The sequence below is a fragment of the Fulvimarina endophytica genome (assembly GCF_003403015.1).
GTDB classification, from domain to species: domain Bacteria; phylum Pseudomonadota; class Alphaproteobacteria; order Rhizobiales; family Rhizobiaceae; genus Fulvimarina; species Fulvimarina endophytica.
The window spans coordinates 22,283-40,944 of record NZ_QURL01000011.1 but is presented as its reverse complement, the minus strand read 5'-3'; the positions used below and the strand labels follow the sequence as shown (position 1 = coordinate 40,944).

Below are 18,662 nucleotides of genomic sequence, written 5' to 3'. Positions count from 1 at the left end.
GCCGGGGGCGGCCCGAACGTAGCACTCCCCGATGATCATGGGATTGGTGACCTCAGACATACGACCAGTAGTAGGCGAATCCATCCTGATAGACGATGCCTCGACTGCTCCTGATATGGTTGCCGTCTGGTGTCATGTTGACCTCGTAGGCGAGCGTTTTGTCGGCGAAGGAGATTGGCCAGAACGGCGCCGATCCACACCCCGTTTCAAGATCATCGACCATTAAATGCCTGTCCCTGCTCTCTCTTTCGAACAACTCCTGAATAAAGTGATCGATTTCATCCCGGTCGAGCTGAACCTTCAAGCATACGATGTACGAGATCGCGCCATATCGGTAAATCTCATACCCGCCGTTTTTGTATCGTTCTGGCAAATAACGCTCAAGCGGCTCCACCGATGTGATGCTGTATAAAGCAGTGATTATGATAACCGTCGAACCGATGAAGAGCGCGCCGATTACGTTTAATATATCTCTGTTCATAATTTCATCCCGTATCCATTCCGTCCCAAATTGCGGTGCCGGAAAAGAAATCGCATTCACTGGCGTTTGTTGAATTCAAAAACGAGCCGGTATCGACGATCTCTCCATCATGGGCGGATCGCTGTTCGTTTTCGCCTCGAATGGGCAAATGTGGCCTCGGAGGACTTAAAAATATAACCTCGGGTTGTCGATGCTCCCGCTCGTCGTTCTTTCGCAGTCCGGGTTTGTTCGAGGTATTCGAACAGCAGCACGATTCAGAATGCATGAAATTCAAATTCTGCCGGGCCGGGATGGCGATCGTTTCATGTTGCCGCGACGTGAAAGCATCTTCAGGGCACCCGGCTTGCATTCGCCCGCCGGCTCGGTCATCGGGCGGGCATGACCACGACAGACGCCATTGCCGGGCGGCCGGCCCCGATTCCGATCACAGACCCGGACGATCCGCGCATCGCCGTGTTCCGCGCGGTGCGCGAAAAGGATCTGACCGGCCGGCACGGCTTCATCGCCGAGGGCAGCGTCGTTCTCGACCAGCTGGCGCTCAGCCGACGATTCCGTCCGAGCGCGCTTCTGGTGCTCGACAGCCGTCTTGCCGGCATTACGGACCGGATCGCGCGCCTGCCGCAGGACTGCCCCGTTTACGTGGCGAGCCGCGAGGTGATCGACGCGATCGCGGGCTTTCCCATGCATCGCGGGGTCCTTGCCCACGGCATCGACATGGCGGCAGGCCTGACGGCGGCCGATGTCCTGTCGGTGGCGCGGGCGGGCGATCCGGCGGCGCCGATCTTGATCGCGCTCGGCATCGCCAATCACGACAATATGGGCGCGCTCTTCCGCAATGCGCGGGCCTTCGGCGCCGGCGCCGTCCTCATGGACGAGGCGTCCTGCCATCCCCTCTACCGCAAGGCGGTGCGCGTCTCGGTGGGAACGGTGCTGACCGAGCCCTGGGCGCGGGGCGGAACCCCGATCGACCTGATCGAGGCGGCGATCGCGGCCGGCTACGAGCCGCTGGCGCTCGATCCGAAGGCCGAAGGCTCGCTCGGCTCCCTCGATCCATCGAGGCCCCGCGCTCTCGTCCTTGGTGCCGAGGGGCCGGGCCTGCCGCGCGCGGTGACCGATCGCATCGCGGGCGTGCGGATCGCCATGCGGAGCGATGTGGACAGTCTCAACGTCGCGACCAGCGCCGCGATCGTGCTGGCGCGGCTCTACGAGGCGCGGGCCGATCTCAGCCGAAGCGTTCGATGAGCCGGGTCTCGATGCGCCTGAAGAGATCGCGATAGGCGTCGAGGACCTGTTCGCGGGTGCCGGTGGCGAGCGAGGGATCGGGCATCGGCCAGAATTCGACGTCCGAATAGGTCGAGCCCATGGTGTCGAGCGCGAGATGATGGGCCTCGGGCGCCATGGTCACGACGAGATCGAAATAGCCGTCCTCCAGATCCTCGAAGAGATGCGGCTTGTGGCTTCCCAGATCGAGGCCGTTCTCCTTCAGGACCACGTCCACGAAGGGATCGTTCTCGCCGGCATTGACGCCGGCCGAGGCGACATAGACGCCGCGCGGCATGACACGGCTCGCGATCGCCGCGGCCATGGGCGAGCGGATCGAGTTCATGCCGCACATGAAGAGCACGGAGGAGATGCGGGGCTCGGCGTCGCTGGTCATTTTCGCCGCCCCGCCCCAGCCTCGTCGTCGAAGGAGCGGACCAAGAGATCAGGCCCGCCGCTGCAGGGCGCAGATCAGGGTGAAGAGCCGGCGCGCGGTGTCCTTGTCGACAGCGATCTTGCCCTTCAGCCGTTCCATCAGCGTCTCGGAGCCGTCGTTGTGGATGCCGCGCCGGCCCATGTCGATCGCCTCGATCTGCTGGGGCGTCGAGGAGCGGATCGCTTCGTAATAGCTGTCGCAGATCATGAAATAGTCCTTGATGACCTTTCTGAACGGCGTCAGCGAGAGGATGTGCGTGACGAGGTGCTCACCCGCCTCGTCTCGGATGTCGAAGACGAGGCGCCTGTCGGCGATCGACAGCTTCAGCCTGAACCGGCCGCCTTCCGGCGCGCCCTCCGGATCGAAGCGGTTCTCCTCGATGAGATCGAAGATCGCGACATTGCGCTCGTGCTCGATATCGGGCGTGGTGCGCCCGATGCTCTCGTCGAGTTCGACATCGACCAGCCGGCCATGGGTGTCGTCAGCCATTATCGCTCCCCGTCTGCCGGAAGGTTCACGCGGATGCCCACCGAGCGTCCATGGGCCGCCAGATCCTCCACCCGGGCAAGCTCCATGGCCGCCGGCGCCAGCGCCTTCAGCTGGTCGGGACCCAGCTTGAGGATGGAGGTGCGCTTGACGAAGTCGAGGACCGAGAGGCCGGAGGAGAAGCGGGCCGAGCGCGAGGTGGGCAGGACGTGGTTCGAGCCGCCCACATAATCGCCGATGACCTCCGGCGTGTAGCGGCCGAGGAAGATCGCGCCGGCATTCGAGATGCGGTTGGCGAGATCTTCCGGCTCCTCGGTCGCGATCTCCAGATGCTCGGGCGCGATGCGGTCGGTGAGGGCGGGCGCCTCATCGAGGGACCGCGTCACGATGATCGCGCCGTTCGTGCTCCAGCTTTCGCGCGCGACGGCCATGCGCGGCAGGGTTTCGAGCTGGCGTTCGACGGCGGCCTCGACGGCGTCGGCGAAACCGGACGTGTCGGTGATGAGGATCGACTGGGCGGCGGTGTCGTGTTCGGCCTGGCTGAGGAGATCGGCCGCGATCCAGTCCGGATCGTTGCGCGCGTCGGCGATGACGAGGATTTCCGAGGGCCCGGCGATCATGTCGATGCCGACGCGGCCGAACACCTGGCGCTTGGCCTCGGCCACATAGGCATTGCCCGGCCCGACGATCTTGACCACCGGCGCGATCGTCTCGGTCCCGTAGGCGAGGGCCGCGACGGCCTGGGCGCCGCCGATGCGGTAGATCTCGTCGATGCCGCAGAGATGGGCGGCCGCCAGCACCAGCGGATTGAGCGTTCCGGCCCGCGCCGGGGCGACCATGACGATGCGCTTCACCCCCGCCACCTTGGCGGGAACGGCGTTCATCAGCACCGAGGAGGGATAGCTCGCCGTGCCGCCGGGAACATAGAGGCCGACCGATTCCACCGGTGTCCAGCGGCTGCCGAGCTCGACGCCGAGATCGTCGGTGTAGCGATCGTCCTTCGGGCGCTGGCGCTCGTGATGGGAGCGGATGCGGGCATGGGCCGTTTCAAGCGCCGAGCGCGTCACCGCGTCCGCCTCGTGCCAAGCCTTCTCGATCTCGACCGGATCGACGCGCAGGGCCGAGGCCTCGGCGATGTCCAGCTTGTCGAGATCGCGCGTCAGATCGAGAAGCGCCGCGTCGCCGCGCGAACGGATCTCGGCGATGATCGAGCGAACCCGGTCGCCCACATCGGGCGATGCGTCGCGCTTGCCGTCGAGAAGCTCAGCGAAGCGGGCTTCGAAATCGGTATCGGCAGTGTTCAGCCTCTGCGGCACGGCTTTCAACGACCCCCCTGTTGGCGTTGCGGACGGCGGGCGCAGCGGCTCGCGGCAGGGCTCTGCCGCAGGCCTCGTCCGGTGATCGGGTCTCTCGATAGCCCGCGAGAAACCCGGCCGCAACGGTGCGCGTGGGACGTGATGCGCGCAGACGCGCTTTCGGACCGCCGATCAGCCCTCGGAACCCGGCATGGGAACAGGCGTCGGGCTGGGGGCGGGCTTGCGCTCGACCACGCCCATGGCATCGGCCTCGCGGGCCCGGCGCAGGGCCTCCTCCGCCTCGCTCGCCTCGCGCTGCATGGCCCACATCTCGGCATAAAGGCCGTTCTGCGCCAGAAGATCGCCATGCCGGCCCCGTTCGACGATCTCGCCGGCCTTGAGGACGATGATCTCGTCGGCCGCGATCACCGTGGACAGGCGATGGGCGATGGTGAGCGTCGTCCGGTTCTTCGAGACGAGGTCGAGGGCCGACTGGATGTCCTTCTCGGTATGGGTGTCGAGGGCGCTCGTCGCCTCGTCCAGAACGAGGATCGGCGGCGCCTTCAGGATCGTGCGGGCGACGGCGACGCGCTGCTTCTCGCCGCCGGAGAGCTTGAGGCCGCGCTCGCCCACCATGGACTGGTAGCCGCCGGGAAGCTCTTCGATGAAGCGGCCGATCTGGGCGAGTTCGGCGGCGCGGCGCACCTCCTCCTCGCTCGCCCCGATGCGCCCGTAGCGGATATTGTAGGCGATCGTCTCGTTGAAGAGCACGGTGTCCTGGGGAACGATGCCGATCGCATCGCGCACGCTCTCCTGGGTCACCTGCGAGACGTCCTGACCGTCGATGGTGATCCTGCCGGACTGGACGTCGTAGAAGCGGAAGAGGAGCCGCGAGATGGTCGACTTGCCGGCGCCCGAGGGGCCGACGATGGCGACGGACTTGCCGGCCGGCACCTCGAAGGAGACGCCTTTCAGGATCTCGCGCTCGGGATCGTAGCCGAAGCGGACGTCTTCGAAGCGGATCGTGCCCTTCGAGACGGAGAGGGGCGGCGCCCCCTCGCGGTCGCGTACTTCGGCTCTGACGGCGAGCAGCGCGAACATCGCCTCGATATCGGTGAGCCCCTGGCGGATCTCGCGATAGATCGAGCCGATGAAGTTGAGCGGGATCGAGAGCTGCATCAGCATGGCGTTGACGAAGACGAAGTCGCCGAGCGTCTGGGTGCCGGCGCGCACCTCCAATGCGGACATGACCATGACGGCGCCCATTCCGAGGCCGAAGATCACGCCCTGACCGAAGTTCAGCCAGCCGAGCGAGGTCCAGATGCGGGTGGCCGCGGTCTCGTAATGGGCCATGGACTCGTCGAAGCGGCGCGCCTCCATCTCCTCGTTGCCGAAATATTTGACCGTCTCGAAATTGAGGAGGGAGTCGATCGCCTTGGTGTTGGCCTCGGTGTCGGAATCGTTCATCCGGCGCCGGATCTCGATGCGCCAGTCGCTCGCCTTGATGGTGAACCAGCTGTAGAGGCCGATCGTCAGGAGAACGACCGCGATATAGGAGACGCCGTAGGCGAAGCCGAAGATCAGCGCCACCAGCACGAATTCGAGGATCGTCGGCACCGTGTTGAGGATCGTGTAGCGCACGATGGCCTCGATGCCCTTGGTGCCGCGCTCGATGACCCGCGAGAGACCGCCGGTGCGCCGTTCGAGGTGAAAGCGCAGGGAGAGGCGGTGCATGTGCACGAAGGTGCGATAGGCCAGACGCCGCACCGCATACTGGCCGACGCTGGCAAAGAGCGCGTCGCGGGCCTGGTTGAGGGCGACGGAGATGACCCGCGCCACGTTGTAGGCGACGACGAGGGTGATCGCGCCGGTGAGAAACAGCGGCAGCCAGTCGTCGGCGGAGGCGCCGCCGTCGAGCGCGTCCGTCGCCCATTTGTAGAAATAGGGAACCCCGACCGTGAGGAGCTTGGCGGCGACGAGGAAGAGGCCGGCCACCACGACCCGGCGCTTGAGGTCTGGCCGGTCGTCGGGCCACATATAGGGCCAGAGATTGCGGATCGTCGAAAGCGTCTGGCCGCTATCGCCGGATATGGTCCTGTGTGCGTCTGCCAAGGCGCTGCTCGGTCTTTCGGATGGAATGGATCGGAACGGCGCCATGCCGAAGCCTCGCGCTTTGCGAAAAGCGCGGGAACAAGTCCTAATTGGGCGAGGGGCCCGGGACAATCAATGCGAACGGCGCGTCACCGCCCATCGCCGGCACGGACAAGCGCGGCAGGATCGGCCGCGCTCGCCTCGTTCAGCGTCTCGCCGGCTTCGGGCGTTTCCGCCCCGTCCGGCGTGTCGGGCATGCTGAAGATCTGGCCGGGATAGATGAGGTCGGGATCGCTGATCTGGTCGTTATTGGCGAGATAGATCACCGAATAGCGATTGCCCGCGCCATAGGTGGTGCGCGAGATGTCCCAGAGGGTGTCGCCCTTGCGGATGAGGACGCGGCCCGCGCGGGCCTCGAGCGGAGACTGGACCCGGCTCGGGATCGCGGCCTCCGCCGCCATGGGCTCCTCGGCGCCGGATGCCGGACCGGCCGGGCCGGAGGCCTGCGGTGCGGCATCGCGCGGCGCATCGGCTCCGGTCCCTTCCGTCGAGAGCCTCGACGAAAGGGAGGAGGCGGCGGGCCCGGACGGCGTGTCCGGGGATGTCGTCCGGGGCGGCGCTGGAGCTATCGCAGGAGCCGTCGCCGGATCCGGCGTTTGAGCCGGTGTCTGCGGGGAGGCCGACGCGATCTGCCTGTCGTCGCCTCGATCGGCCTGGACCTGCGCCTGCGACGGGTCGCGGGGAGCGGTCACGGCCTCGGCTGCGCCGGCCGAGGGAAGCCCGATCTCGGGCGAGACCGCCGCCATCGCGCCTTCGCCCGGCCGCGAGAAGGGAACGGAGACGCGGGCGACCACTTCGCCGGAGGGACCGAGCCGGTCGACGCGAACCATGTGATCGCCGACGGAGACCTCGCGATCGGTCTCGACCAGATAGCGGCCCGACGCATTGGTGCGGGCCTCGTCGAGGAGACCGTTGTCGAGATAGGCGCGGATCGGCGCGCCGGCGGGCGCAGCGCCCGCGATGAAAATACGCCCGTTCTCGATCTCGATCGCCTCGATGCGCAGGAGATCCGGACCCTCGCCGGATGAGGAGGTATCGGTCCCGGTTCCATCCTCGGCGGGTCTGAGGTCCGGTGCGACCGAGGCCATCCGCCGGGCTGCGTCGGCCTCCTCGTCGGCGGTCCCGCCGGGCTCGCCGGAGACGGCCCGCGCGGATTTGCCGGTCGCGGCGGTCTGCGCTTGATCGGAGACATCGAGGCTCGGCAGGTCGATCAGGCGGGACGGGCGGTCGGGCGCCTCGATGAGGGCGAGGAGTTCGCTCTCGCGGCCTTCCGGCGGAACGTCGACGATCGCGGTCTCCACCGAAACCTCACGGCCGCCCTTGCCGTCCTCGGCCGAGAGCTTGATCGTGTGGGCGCCGGGGGAAAGGGGTTCGGAGAGAACGATGACGAACTGGCCATCCGGGCCCGACACGTCCGATCCGAGAACGCGTCCGCGATCCTGAAGATCGATCTTCACGCCGGCCGGCCCACTGCCGGCGACCACCATGGACCCGTCCGGTTCGACCCGCATCACGTCGAAGCGCAGCTCGTCCCCGGGCTCGGACGCGAGTTGGGACCGGGACTGGGCTTCGTCCGAGGCCGGCGTCGCGCCGGCTCCGTCCGCCGCCGCCGTGTCCGCGCCCCCGTCCGTGCCCCTCTCCCGACCCTCTTCCGCGTCTCCGTTCGAGGCTGAACCCGGTTCGCTCGAGCTTTCACCGGGCCGCGATGAACCGGTCGATGCGTCGTCGGCGGCGGGCGTATCCGAAGGTTGGGCCGGAGAGCGGTCGGCGCCCTCGGGCTCCTCTTCGGGTTCGGACAACCGTTCGATCGCGTGCTGGGCGAGGCTCTTCAGCTGGGTCCGCTCGCTTTCCAGCATGTCCCAGTAACCGGCGATGATCGCGCCGATGATCATGAGACAGGCGAGGATGACGGCAAACGGTCGGGTTTTCATCGGCAAACGGTCGGGGTTCGATATCCCTGGCGAAATCTTGATCGGGGTCTTATCGCCTCCGCCGCCGAAGGACAAGAACGCGGGGCCCGGGGCCGGGGAGGCCCGAGCGCCCGCTCTGCCGGGCTTTCATGGGGCATCGGGAGCCGTTCGCGGCGGCATCGCCGGGGCCGTTCGCGCATGATCGGCCACCGGGCGGCGGGGGCCGGGTGACGGCGCGGGCCCGATCGGCGCCGCACCGGGGTGCAAGTCGGCGCGGTTCGGCTTATATCCTTGCGCACAATTCATCGGCAAACGGCGACAGCGAACCCTTGCATATCATCACGTCCATCCGGAACGCGCTCGTTCCGATCCACCGCGCCGGCTATCCGTTCATCGCGATCTTCTTCGTCGTGGCGGTGGTTCTCGGAATTCTCTGGGAGCCGCTGTTCTGGATCGGCCTCGTCCTCACCGCCTGGTGCGCCTACTTCTTCCGCGATCCCGAGCGGGTGACGCCGGTCTCGGACGATCTCGTGGTGAGCCCCGCAGACGGCCATGTCTCGCTCGTCGGCCATGTGGTGCCGCCGGCCGAACTCGATCTCGGCACGGCCGAGATGCTGCGGATCTCGGTCTTCATGAACGTCTTCGACTGTCACGTGAACCGGGCGCCCGTTCCCGGCACGATCCGGCAGATCGCCTATCGCAAGGGCGCCTTCAAGAATGCCGAGCTCGACAAGGCGAGCGAGGTCAACGAGCGCAATTCGCTGGTGATCGACAGCCCGCACGGCGCCCTCGGCGTCACCCAGATCGCAGGTCTCGTCGCGCGCCGCATCATCTGCTGGTCGAAAACCGGCGACAGGCTGCGGACCGGCGAGCGCTTCGGCCTCATCCGCTTCGGCTCGCGCCTCGACATCTACTGCCCGCCCGGCTTCGTGCCGCGCGTGGCGGAAGGCCAGCGTGCGGTGGCCGGCGAGACGATCATCGCCGAGTTCGGCGAAAACCTCGCGCGTTACGGCGCGAGGCGCGACTGATGTCGCTTCCCGACCTCTTCCCGCCCTTTGCACCCGGCGAGCCGGACGACGACGACGGGCGCAGCCGGCGGCGCATCCCGTTCCGCCAGATCGTGCCCAACCTCGTCACCATTCTCGCGATCTGCGCGGGGATGACCGGCGTGCGGCTCGCCTTCGAGGGGCGCTACGAGCTCGCCGTCGGCATGATCCTCGGCGCCGCCGTCCTCGACGGGATCGACGGGCGCATCGCGCGCTTCCTGAAGGGTCAGAGCCGGTTCGGGGCGGAGATGGATTCGCTTGCCGACATCGTGAATTTCGGCCTTGCGCCGGGGCTCATCCTCTACAGCTACATCCTCGCCGATGCCGGGGCGTTCGGCTGGATCTGCGCGCTGCTCTACACCTCCGGCTGCGCCCTGCGGCTCGCCCGCTTCAACACGATGCTGGACGATCCCAACCGCCCGAAATGGCATGGCGCCTTCTTCGTCGGCGTTCCGGCCCCGGCCGGCGCCGGCCTCGCGCTTCTTCCCATGTATGTGGGTTTTCTCGGCCCCGATCTCGGCGTGCCCGAGTTCACCGCCGGCGTCTCGGCGATCTATCTCGTCTTCGTCGGCCTTCTGATGTCGAGCCGGATTCCCACCTGGTCGGGCAAGGGCGCGGGCCTGCGCATTCCGCGCACCTACGCCATTCCGGTGATCCTCGCCCTCGTTCTCTACATCGCGACGCTGATCAGCTTCTTCTGGGCGACCCTCACGGTGACGGCCCTCGTCTATTTCTGCTCGATCCCGCTCGCCTGGCGCGAGTTTCGCAAGCGCGAGGCGCGCGAGCGTGCGTTTTCATCCCGTCGCGGCACGGGCGCATCGCCCGCCGGGGCGGGCGCGGAGGACGAGGCCTAGAGCCTCGGGGCCCGATGCAAGGGTCGCGTCCGTGGCTCCGGTTTCCTGCCGGCGCATCGAATGGTCCGAGAACCGGGGCCACTTTTCGCTCCGGTGCGTCGGAAAAGCCGCGCGCCGGCTAAGAGTGGGCGCGCAGGCTTTGCGGCAGGGCGTACGCGGTTGGCCGATGCCCGTTGCGGGCGGGAAAGCGAGGCGCGGGGAGCGGCCGCCCGTGGTCCCGCATCGGGCCTGACCCTTCCCAAAGACCGCATTCGTTACTATGTTGCAGCGCAGCAAAGGCGAGGCCGGGCGCCGTCGTGACGGCGATCTCGCCGCGAAGGCAGGCATGTTGCCGGACGGAATGCTGCCGGACGGACGATCCCGTTTCAGGCCCCCGCCAGACAGCGCCGGCCTTTTCGCCCAACCGATCGAAAGGATGTCGCGCCATGCGAGACGATCGTTCCAGCCAAAGCGAGCCCGAGACGGTGGCGCAAGCCATGCCGACGGTCATCGCCGATATCGGGCTCGACGCCCATCCCGCGACCACCCTCTCCAGTTTCCTGACCCTGTGCCACCTGACGCCCTTTGTGCTCGCAGCACGAATTCCGAAGCTTCTCGCCGAAACCATGATCTATTCGCCCTTCGATCGCGACGAGACGCGCCTTGCCGTCGCCGAGAAGGCGGAGGCCGTTCTGGAGGGCACGATCGCCTTCCAGTGCCAGTTCGCGGCCTCCACGCTCGCCATGCAGGCGGCCTTCGTCGAGGGGCGGTTCGATCCCCACGATTATCTGAACGGCTTCGGTGAACTCGCGTCGAAGACCCTCGGGCCGGCGGTCGAGCGCCTCCAGTTGAATGCCGACCGGCTGGCGTAGGACAGAAGCGTCCGCAAGGCTTCGACGGGGCTAACCGAACGGTAACCCATTTTCTCTAGATAGTCTGGGTGACGGCGAGGCCGGGCCCGGACCAAGGTATTGCGTATCCGGGAGGCCCTGCCGTCGCTCGGACCGTTCCGGCTCCTGTCTGCGTGCGTCGTCCCCGAGGCCCACTTTCAGCTTGCCGGGATCGCCGGCCGCGCGAACGGCCCTTCGGCCTCTTCGTGTCCTGCAGCCCGCGTGATGCATCGCCGTTCGGGCCGGTCCTTCGGACCGGCATCGGAATTTCGGCGGACAGGTTCCCACCGAGTGGTCCGATGAACTAGGATCGCTCATCGGCGTCACATGGCGCATGGGGCATGCTGCAAGCGAGGGAGGCGACCGCTGGCTCGGGCATTCGTTCTGTTCGGCGGGCTTCTCGTCCTCGCGCTCTGCGCCGCCCTGATCGCACCGCTCTTCATCGACTGGTCAGCCTATCGCGCCGATTTCGAGCGCGAGGCGAGCCGCATTCTCGGCCGCGAAGTACATGTCGCAGGCACGGCCTCGGCGCGCCTCCTGCCCTTCCCGTCCGTCACCTTCGAGGACGTGACCGTCGCAGGCGAGAGCGGCGCGGCGATCCTCACCGTCGACGAGTTCCGCATGAATGCCGAACTCGCCCCCTTCCTCTCCGGCGAGATCCGCATCTTCGCCATGGCGCTCGACCGACCGGTCCTCAGCCTCGGCGAGGGAGCGTTCGCGCTGCCGGACCTCACTTTGCCGACCAATGCCGACGTGGTCCTCGAAAGCGTCGAGATCCATGACGGCGCGATCCGGTTCGCCTCCGATGGCCGCATGGCCGAGATCGGGATCGCGCGGATCGAGGGCCTCGAAGCGGAGTTCTCCGCCGGCAGCCTGCGCGGCCCGTTCTCCGGATCGGGCCGGTTCGCCCTTCCCGGCAAGGAGGCCGTGGGCTTCGACCTGACGGCGGGCGAGATCGACCCGGCAGCAGGCGGCGCGCTTCGCCTCTCGTTCCTCTCGCAGGATTATCCCGCCCGGCTCGATCTCGACGGACGGGTGACGGAGGGCGAGGCCGGCGCCCGCTTCGACGGCGCCTTTTCCTATGTGCAGCCAGCGGTGACGGTGGATGCGGAGGGGGAGGCCCAAGGGCAGGACGGCGAGGAGGAGGGCGGCTTCGCCTCACTCGCCGGGATTGCTTCGGGCCCCGACGATACCGAGGCCGATAGGGAAGCGCGCAACGAGCCGGCGCCGGTGCGCGCCGGAGGCTCGCTCGCCCTCGCCGCGGGCTCGCTCGCGAGCGAGACGCTGCGGGTGGAGATCGGCGGGGGAGAGACCCCTTACGTGCTGACCGGCGACGGGCGCATCGAGACGGCGGGAGGCGAGCCCCGCTTCGCCCTCTCGCTCGAAGGCGAGACCTTCGACGTGGATGCGGTGACGGTGAGCGAGGCGCGCTCGTCCTTTCCGCGAGCGGGCTCTGAGGCGGCCCTGCCATCGGTGTCTCCGGTGCAGCGCCTCAATGCCCTGCGCGCGCTTCTCAGCGCCGTGCCCCGGCCGCCGATCGACGGCACGGCGAAGATCGCGATGCCCGTCGTCCGCCTCGGCGACACGACGATCCGCAGCCTCGCCTTCGAGGCGAGCCCGGCCGAGAACGGCTGGACGATTGCCGGCTTCCGTGCCGAACTGCCGGGCCGCACCCTTCTGGAAGCGGACGGGCACCTGCGCCTCGGCACCGATTACGGCTTTGCCGGAAACCTGCTTCTCGCCTCGCGGCAGCCCTCGGGCCTGTCGGACTGGCTGACCGGGCGGGTGGAGCCGAAGATCCGCGACCTGTCGCGGGCCGGCTTTGCCGCGCGCGTCGACCTCGACCCGGACCGGCAGGTCTTCGAGGATCTGGAACTCGATCTGGGCGGCGAGGTGCTGACGGGGCGGATCGAACGGCTGCCCGATCCGGCCGGCGGCCGCCTGACGGCGCGCCTCTCGGGCGGGGAGGTGGATCTGGAGGCCCTGCGCGCCCTCGGGGTCATGCTCACCGGCTCCGACGACCTCCTCGCCGGGATCGACCGCTACGACGTCGCGCTGAGTGCGGGGCCGGTGCGCTACAGCGGGGTGGAGGCCGCGCGTGTCGAGGCGGACGTCTTCTACGACGGCTCGCTCCTGTCGATCCCGAAGATCGAGGTCAGCGATCTCGCGGGCGCCAGCTTCTCGGCGACCGGCCGCGTCGACGGCGTTCTCGCCGGGGAAACCGCCGGCCAGATCAGCTACCGGTTCGAGGCTACGGACCCCGCCCCCTTCTTCGCGCTTCTCGACAGGCTGCGCCCCGACACGCCCCTCATAGCCGCCCTTCGCGCCCGGGCGGGCGAACTCGGGCCGCTCGACGCCAGCGGCGAGATCCGCTCGATCGATCGTGCCAGCGGACCGGCGAGCCTTCTCGTCAGCCTCAAGGGAACGGCCGCGGGCACGGAGATCGAGTTTTCGAGCGCCATCGAGAACGGCCTCGAGGCGATCCGCACCAGCGGGCGGGTCGGGCTCGAGCTGCACCTTGCGAACGCGGTGCCGGCCCGCCTCCTGTCGCAGCTCGGCATCGATGCCGAGGAGGGGCATCTCGACGGGCCACTCGAAATCGAAAGCTCGATCTCGGCCTCCGCACGCGGGCCGGCCGTGGTGAGCGCGACCGTTTCGAGCCCGAGCCTCAAGGGCAGTCTCGAAAGCGTCCTCGACCTCACCGCGAGTTCCGTCGAGGCGGTGGATGCGAGCCTGCGCCTGAAGGGGACCTCGCTCGGCGGCTGGCTGGACGCGCTTCGCCTCGATCTCGGGCTGGATGACGAGACCCGCGACGGGCTGTCCGCCGATCTTTCGGCGAGCCTCGCCCTGAAGGATTCCACGTGGAGGATCTTCGATCTCGCGGGCACGATCGGCGACCGCAGCGTCGAGAGCGACCTGTCGCTCGGGCCGGACGGCGCGGTTTTGGGCCGGGTGCGTGCGAGCGAGGTGTCGCTTGGCTGGCTCGCCGGCCTCGTCTACGGCGCGCAGCCGCTTGCCGGCGAGGGCATCTGGTCGAGAACGCCGTTCGCTGCCTCGCTCCTGCCCGATCGGCCGATCGCCATCGACGTGCGAACGGACAGGCTCGCGGCGGAGGGGTTGACGCTCGAAGACGCCGCGATGACCGTTTCGAGCTCGGCGCGCGAGCTGGCGGTCGGCAATCTGAAGGGGCGGCTTGCCGGCGGCGATGTGAGCGGCGGCTTCGTCCTGCGCAATCTCGGCGGGCTCGGCAGCCTCAGCGCCGATCTGCGGGCCGACGAGATGGCGATGGAGAGACTGGCGCCGGAATTCGCGGTGAGCGGCGCGGGGTCCGACCTGACGGTGACGGCAAGGCTCGACGGCACCGGCCAGTCGGCCGCCGGTCTCGTCTCGGCCCTGACGGGCGCGGGCGAGGTGACGGCGGCCGGGATCGTTCTTCCAGGCATCCCCGCAAGCCCGATGGGCGCGATCCTGTCGGCGGCCGACAAAGAGGGCTTCGTCGCGGCCGAGGATACGGGGACGGTGCTCTCGAGCCTCTCCGATGGACCGGGCTTTCCGGTCGACCGCCTCGCGAGCGGCTATTCTGTGACGGCGGGCGAGGCCGTCCTGCCGCCGGTCGCCCTGTCGGTGGACGGGGGAGGCGAGCTGACGCTGTCGGGGCGCCTCGACCTGCGCGATCTCGACCTCGATGCCGATCTCGCTTTGGTTCTCGATCCGGGCGACGAGGCGATCGAGGGGACGCAGGCCCTTGTCGCCTATTCGCTCGAAGGTCCGCTCGATCGGCCGGTTCTTTCGCGCAGCTCGACGGCGCTCGAGAACTATCTCGCCGTGCGCGCGCTCGACCGCGAGCAGGCGCGCGTGGAGGCGATGCAGGAGCGGCTCGAGGAGACGCTGAGGCTGCGCCGGGAGGCGCGATTCTATCGCTGGCTGGAGCGCGATGCCGAGGAGCGCGCCCGCCGGGCCGCCGAGGAGGCCGAGGCACGGGCGGAGGCAGAGGTGCAGGCCGAGCGCCAGCGTGCCGAGGATGCGGCCCGAGCCCAGGCGGAAGCGCGTGCGGCGGCAGAGGCGCGGGCGCGGGCCGAAGCACAAGCCCAGGCGGAAGCACAGGCGGAAGCGGAAGCCGCCGCGCGGGCGGTCCGATCCGCCCCCGAGCCCATGCCGCGCCCGGCACCGCCCGCCGCCGAGCCGGGCCCGTCGGCGGAGGCGGGCGACCAGCCGGCCCGATCGAGCGATCCGGTGCGCGATCTGGTGCTCGATTTCGGCGCCGATCCGAACATTTCGGGCGATATCGAGGGCGATCGGGGCGGGGCGAGCGGACTTCCAGGCGTCGGAGATCCCCTGCGGTTCTGACACCCCGGGTCCGGCGCGGCAGCTTCAGGCCGCCATACGCGTTTCGTCCGGCCGGTTCGGCTCAGGACTTCAGGATCTTCTTCTGGGCCCAGCGATCGTGGAACCACATCCACTGTTCGGGATATTCGCGCACCCAGCCCTCGACGATATCGTTGAGGAGCTGGCAGGTCGCCTTCTGGTCGAGATCGCCGTTCGCCTTGCGCGGAAGCGTGACGGCGGGAAAGAGTTCGAGGCGGTATCGCCCGTTCTCCAGCCGGATCGAGCGGGCCGGGTAGACCTCCGCATCGTATTGGCGGGCAAGTTTTGGCAGGAGCGGGCTCGTCTTGCAGGGAAGGCCGAAGAAGGTGGTCTCAGCGCCCTTGCGGAATTTTTGGTCGGTGAGCATGCCGACCGAGCCGCCCTCGTCGAGAATGCCCGCGAGCGCCCAGGCCGCTCCCGCCTTGGAGGGAACGAGATGGCCGCCGGCCGTGTGCCGGGCCGCCTGCACCCGCTCGGCCACGTAACGATTGTTGGGCTCGCGGAAGAGGGCGGTGAATTCCAGCCCGTGGGCGGCAGCGCCGATCGGCAGGAGTTCGAAACAGCCCATATGACCGGTGAAGAAGATGAAGGGGCCCTTACGCTCGCGCAGGTCGACGAAGATGTCGGTGCCCGTGACCTCGATCCGCCCCGCATCCGGCCGCTCGGGATCGTAGTCGAAGAGGTCGTCGAGAAAGACGAACTCGGCCGCCATCCGGCCCATATGGCCCCAGTTCGCGCGGGCCGTGGCCTCCACCCAGGCCGCGTCCTTCTCGGGGAAGGCGCGCGTCAGGTTGTGGACGGCGAGCTTGTGGCGCGGCGTGAAGGGGCCGAGGGTGCGCGCCACCCTGTCGGCGAGGTCGAGGCCGGTCTGGGGTGGCAGCAGGCGCACGATGGACAGGAGCGCGAACAGGACTTTCGCCGTCAGCCAGTCCGTGAAGCGCTTGGTCTTCAGGACGAGCTTCAGGAGGCGCGGATTCATGCGCGCGGCACGGGCAAGGCTCATGCCGGCCTCAGGCCTCGCTCATCTTGAGGATCACCTTGCCGAAGACCTGGCGGCCCTCCATGCGCTTCAGCGCCACCTCGATCTCGTCCATCGTCACCTCGGTGTCGATGACCGGACGGGCGATGCCGCGCGCGATCTTCTGCATGGCGTCAGCCATGTTCTCCATGCGGCAGCCGAAGGAGCCCATCAGCTTCAGCTGCTGCTGGAACAGCATCATCAGGTTCACGTCGGTCGAGACCCCGGAGGTGGAGCCGCAGGTGACGAGGCGGCCGCCCCGCTTCATGCACAGCATGGAGCCGGCGAAGGTGTCCTTGCCCACATGCTCGAAGACGACGTCGACGCCCTTCTTCTTCGTGATCTTGCGGGTGACGCCCTCGAAGCGGTCGGTGCGGTAGTTGATGACGTGATCGGCGCCGAGGGCCTTGGCCTTCTCGATCTTGTCGTCCGAGCCGACGGTGGTGATCACGGTGCAGCCATGGGCCTTGGCGAGCTGGATCGCGACCGAACCGATTCCCGAGCCGCCCGCATGGACGAGGATCGTCTCGCCGGGCTGGAGCTTGGCATTGTCGAAGAGCATGTGCTCGACGGTGCCGAAGGTGACCGGCGCGAGCGCTGCGCCCACCCCGTCGCACCCCGGAGGCGCCGGCACGAGAAGCCGGGCGGGCAGGTTCACATATTCCTGGGCGAAGCCGTCGAGATGGAAGCCGTGGACCCCCGAGACGTGCTCGCACAGATTGTCGCGGCCTTCGCGGCAGGCCTTGCAGAGGCCGCAGGTGCGCGCGCCGTAGATCGAGACGAGCTGGCCGGGCAGGACCTGCGACACGCCGGGGCCGATCGCCTCGACGGTGCCGGAGGCCTCCGCGCCGATGACGAGGGGCATCTTGCGCTTGGCGAAGGCCATGCCGCGCCAGCCCCAGACATCGATATGGTTGAGCGCGACGGTCGCGATCCGGACCCGTGCCTCGCCCGGTGCGGGAGCTTCGGGTTCGGGAAGGTCGACGATCTTCAGGTCCTTGTCGCCGACGAGTTGAAGTGCGCGCATGCGGTCTAGTCCGTCCGTTCGCTCGCGCGGCCGCTCGCCGGTTCGCCCGAACCTGCGGGGCCGCGGAGATTGATCATGGGGGCCGGGCGCGCGGAGCCCGTCAGGCTCCGCCGAATGCCCGGCCGCGATGGCCGGGCTGTATCAGGTCGCGCGGCCGAAGACGAGGCAGGCGTTCTGGCCGCCGAAGCCGAAGGAGTTCGACAGCACCGCGCGGATATCGGCCTTGCGGGCCTCGTTCGGGACGACGTCGAGCTCGATCTTGGGGTCCGGGACGTCGTAATTGATGGTCGGCGGCAGGATGCCTTCGCGCAAGGAGAGGATCGAGAACACCGCCTCGATGGCGCCGGCCGCCGTCAGCGTATGGCCGATCATCGACTTGTTGGAGGAGATCGGCGTCGTCGCCAGCGCATCGCCGAAGACGGCGGCAAGGCCCGTGGCCTCCATCCGGTCGTTCTCGGGCGTCGAGGTGCCGTGGGCGTTGATGTAGCCGATATCCTGCGGCGTCAGGCCCGCATCCTCGATTCCCGCCCGGATCGTCGCGATGATCGGCGATCCGTCGGGCTTGGAGCGGGTGCGGTGGAAGTCGTCGGCCCGCTCGCCGCAGCCGAGGATGAGGCCGTGAACCGTCACGCCGCGCGCGAGCGCGCTCTCGAGGGATTCCAGAACGAGCGCGCCCGCGCCTTCCGCCATCACGAAACCGTCGCGATCCTTGGAGAAAGGCTTGGAGGCCTTCGTTGGGTCCTCGTTGGCGGTGGAAAGCGCCGAAAGCAGCGAGAAGCGGATCAGGGATTCCTGGCTGATCGAGCCGTCGGTGCCGATGCAGACGGCGCGCGTCGTCTCGCCGCGCCGGATCGCCTCGACGCCGAGCTGGATCGCGCTCGCGCCGGACGCGCAGGCCGTCGACAGGGTGATCGGCAGGCCGCGCGTGCCGAGCCTGTCGGCCAGCATTTCCGAGACGCGGCTGCACTGGGTGGTGTGATAGATCGAGCGATCGGGATGCTTGCGGGCGATCTCGAGCAGCCGCTCGTAGCCGGCCTCCTCGCGCTCCGCACCGTCCATGGCGTCGAGGGCGAGGCGCGAGCGCCATTCCATCTCCACCGGCGGGGCGGCGAGGAAGAGCGGGCCGCCGAAATCGGTGTCCGAGAAGCCGGCCATGGTGACCGCTTCCGAGCCCGCCGCCTCGGCCATGGCATAGGAGAGATCGACCGCGCTCGTCTCGCGGTCGGTCATGAAGTCGACCGAGCCGCAGATCGTCGTGCGCAGGCCCTCGGTATCGAAGCGCTCGATCCGGTGAATGCCCGAAACGCCCGAAGTGAGCTTGGCCCAGTTCTCCTCGACGCCGCGCCCGAGCGCGGAGACCACGCCGAGGCCGGTGACGGCGATGATGGAACGTCCGAGATGATCGCGCATGGGTGTGGTCATGGTCGAGGGGTCTTTCTCTTGCGATTCACCTGCATGGCCGGA

Annotated in this window: 14 protein-coding genes; 5 read left to right on the top strand and 9 right to left on the bottom strand. The window is 68.2% G+C overall.

The genetic code is table 11. The features are described 5' to 3' along the window. Positions 1 to 52: 52 nt before the first annotated feature. Entirely contained in the window at positions 53 to 481 is a 429-nt protein-coding gene (locus DYI37_RS18605) for a hypothetical protein (RefSeq protein WP_116684780.1), read from the bottom strand. Positions 482 to 859: 378 nt separating this feature from the next. Here DYI37_RS18605 and DYI37_RS18600 point away from each other — a divergent pair, with 378 nt between their 5' ends. After that, positions 860 to 1,723: a TrmH family RNA methyltransferase gene (locus DYI37_RS18600; RefSeq protein WP_116684779.1), complete on the top strand. Its 864-nt coding sequence runs from the start codon at positions 860 to 862 to the stop codon at positions 1,721 to 1,723. Here DYI37_RS18600 and DYI37_RS18595 read toward each other — a convergent pair. The 5 genes from DYI37_RS18595 to DYI37_RS18575 form a co-directional block, all read right to left on the bottom strand. Further along, the gene (locus DYI37_RS18595; RefSeq protein ID WP_116684778.1) at positions 1,704 to 2,138 is read right to left on the bottom strand and encodes an arsenate-mycothiol transferase ArsC; all 435 of its coding nucleotides are present in this window, start codon (positions 2,136 to 2,138) and stop codon (positions 1,704 to 1,706) included. The two genes, DYI37_RS18600 and DYI37_RS18595, sit on opposite strands and share 20 nt — an antisense overlap. Before the next feature lie 48 nt (positions 2,139 to 2,186). After that, positions 2,187 to 2,666, bottom strand: a complete 480-nt coding sequence (locus DYI37_RS18590) for a UPF0262 family protein (protein WP_116684777.1) — start codon at positions 2,664 to 2,666, stop codon at positions 2,187 to 2,189. Next, positions 2,666 to 3,979, bottom strand: coding sequence for a histidinol dehydrogenase (gene hisD / locus DYI37_RS18585; RefSeq protein ID WP_116684776.1), 1,314 nt, complete (start codon positions 3,977 to 3,979; stop codon positions 2,666 to 2,668). The genes DYI37_RS18590 and hisD overlap by 1 nt, the downstream gene beginning before the upstream one ends. A 171-nt stretch (positions 3,980 to 4,150) precedes the next feature. Beyond that, positions 4,151 to 6,115, bottom strand: a complete 1,965-nt coding sequence (locus DYI37_RS18580) for an ABCB family ABC transporter ATP-binding protein/permease (RefSeq protein ID WP_116684775.1) — start codon at positions 6,113 to 6,115, stop codon at positions 4,151 to 4,153. A gap of 83 nt (positions 6,116 to 6,198) precedes the next feature. Further along, positions 6,199 to 8,040, bottom strand: coding sequence for a LysM peptidoglycan-binding domain-containing protein (locus DYI37_RS18575; protein ID WP_116684774.1), 1,842 nt, complete (start codon positions 8,038 to 8,040; stop codon positions 6,199 to 6,201). 128 nt (positions 8,041 to 8,168) lie between these two features. Here DYI37_RS18575 and DYI37_RS18570 point away from each other — a divergent pair, with 128 nt between their 5' ends. The 4 genes from DYI37_RS18570 (at position 8,169) to DYI37_RS18555 (ending at position 15,135) form a co-directional block, all read left to right on the top strand. Beyond that, a complete protein-coding gene (locus tag DYI37_RS18570; protein WP_116684773.1) occupies positions 8,169 to 9,047 on the top strand; it encodes a phosphatidylserine decarboxylase in 879 nt (292 codons plus the stop codon). Next, positions 9,047 to 9,919 (top strand): CDP-alcohol phosphatidyltransferase family protein, encoded by an 873-nt coding sequence (locus DYI37_RS18565; RefSeq protein ID WP_116684772.1) that lies wholly within the window; start codon positions 9,047 to 9,049, stop codon positions 9,917 to 9,919. The genes DYI37_RS18570 and DYI37_RS18565 overlap by 1 nt, the downstream gene beginning before the upstream one ends. 425 nt (positions 9,920 to 10,344) lie before the next feature. Beyond that, entirely contained in the window at positions 10,345 to 10,770 is a 426-nt protein-coding gene (locus tag DYI37_RS18560; protein WP_116684771.1) for a hypothetical protein, read from the top strand. A 345-nt stretch (positions 10,771 to 11,115) separates the two neighbouring features. Further along, positions 11,116 to 15,135 carry an AsmA family protein gene (locus DYI37_RS18555; RefSeq protein ID WP_116684770.1) on the top strand — a complete coding sequence of 1,340 codons (4,020 nt, stop codon included), beginning with the start codon at positions 11,116 to 11,118 and terminating at the stop codon, positions 15,133 to 15,135. A gap of 61 nt (positions 15,136 to 15,196) precedes the next feature. Here the strand turns inward: DYI37_RS18555 and DYI37_RS18550 are convergent, their stop codons facing one another. The 3 genes from DYI37_RS18550 to DYI37_RS18540 form a co-directional block, all read right to left on the bottom strand. Next, positions 15,197 to 16,132, bottom strand: a complete 936-nt coding sequence (locus DYI37_RS18550) for a lipid A biosynthesis lauroyl acyltransferase (protein WP_116684806.1) — start codon at positions 16,130 to 16,132, stop codon at positions 15,197 to 15,199. 31 nt (positions 16,133 to 16,163) lie between these two features. After that, positions 16,164 to 17,198, bottom strand: coding sequence for a zinc-binding dehydrogenase (locus tag DYI37_RS18545; RefSeq protein ID WP_116684769.1), 1,035 nt, complete (start codon positions 17,196 to 17,198; stop codon positions 16,164 to 16,166). 141 nt (positions 17,199 to 17,339) lie between these two features. Then, a complete protein-coding gene (locus tag DYI37_RS18540; protein ID WP_116684768.1) occupies positions 17,340 to 18,620 on the bottom strand; it encodes a beta-ketoacyl-ACP synthase in 1,281 nt (426 codons plus the stop codon). Between the last annotated feature and the right edge of the window lie 42 nt (positions 18,621 to 18,662).